1 protein-coding gene and 1 pseudogene are annotated in these 1,011 nt (G+C 67.8%); one reads left to right on the forward strand and one right to left on the reverse strand.

Annotation, left to right across the window (positions count from 1 at the left end; translation table 11 throughout):
* A partial coding sequence (locus I53_RS27035; protein WP_148291252.1) for an ABC transporter permease subunit occupies positions 1-365 on the reverse strand: 365 nt, incomplete at its 3' end.
* Between I53_RS27035 and I53_RS27040 the strand changes: the two are divergent.
* Positions 277-693: pseudogene (locus tag I53_RS27040) on the forward strand (LysR substrate-binding domain-containing protein); the annotation flags it as partial. The gene I53_RS27035 and the pseudogene I53_RS27040 sit on opposite strands and share 89 nt — an antisense overlap.
* Between the last annotated feature and the right edge of the window lie 318 nt (positions 694-1,011).

Consider the following 1,011-nt stretch of genomic DNA (forward strand, 5'->3'; position numbering starts at 1 on the left):
CCGATCACCGGGGCAGCGGTTAGGGCGACCTGGGGCAGGATGATGCGCCCGTAGATCAGGCTGCGGACAGGCCGAAAGGCGTGCGCCGCCTCGATGTTGTCCGGAGCGACGGCGCGGAAGCCCGCCCGAAAGATCTCCGCGAGGTAGGCCGTCGTGTAGACCGTGAGCGACATCAGTCCGGCCCACCAGGGATCGAGTCTGAGGCCGAATTCGGGGAGGCCGTAATAGACGACGTAGGCGAGCAGCAGGAACGGCACGCACCCCACGCGCTCCCTCGGACAGGTGCGCTTCGCCTGGATGGCGGGCCGCGGCCTCGATCTTCCGAACCGCAGAATCGAGCCTGCGGACTTCCGGGCGATCCGCATCCTGTCGCTCGGCAAGAACAGCTTCCATCATCGAACCGTGGAGCATTGGCTCAACGAACGGGGCGACGCGCCGCGCGTCGTCGATCTCTGCAACAGCATGGGCGCCGTCGCCTCCCTGACGCAGGCCGGCGTGGGCGTCAGCCTTCTCCCGATCCAATGCTACCGGGCCGAGATCGCATCCGGTGCCCTGCGAGTTTTGGAGACCTGCCCGGAGGGGCCGCTGGTGGAATTCTTCGCCGTCTACGCGGCGGACGCGACAACGACCATTCCGCGCCTGCTCACCGACCTCGCGGCGGCGTCGAGCACGTTCGAGGACGCTCTTGGCTAAATGCGCAGCTTCAAGAGATTGTCCGTCCGGCCTGACCCGAGGAGGCTGAAGCTGCGAGGCCTCAGCGGTTCGGTGAGGCCGGATGAAAAGCCCACGGAATGCGCGTCGGGGCCGTCGGTCGGTCGCCTGAAGGGGCGCGGCGCTGAACGTGTCCGCGCCGAGCGGACGGTCCGGCGCGGACCCATTGCATGCGGGACGAGGCGCAGGTGGACGTCTTCGATGATATCGGGCCCGTCTACGACGCAACGCGGCGTCGTAGACGCTCGGCGAGCCTGGCCCGGTCGAGCTGGAGAACCGAGCTCGCGTCGATCAGACTGC

Origin of the sequence: Methylobacterium sp. B1 (assembly GCF_000333255.1) — a bacterium.
GTDB lineage: Bacteria > Pseudomonadota > Alphaproteobacteria > Rhizobiales > Beijerinckiaceae > Methylobacterium > Methylobacterium fujisawaense.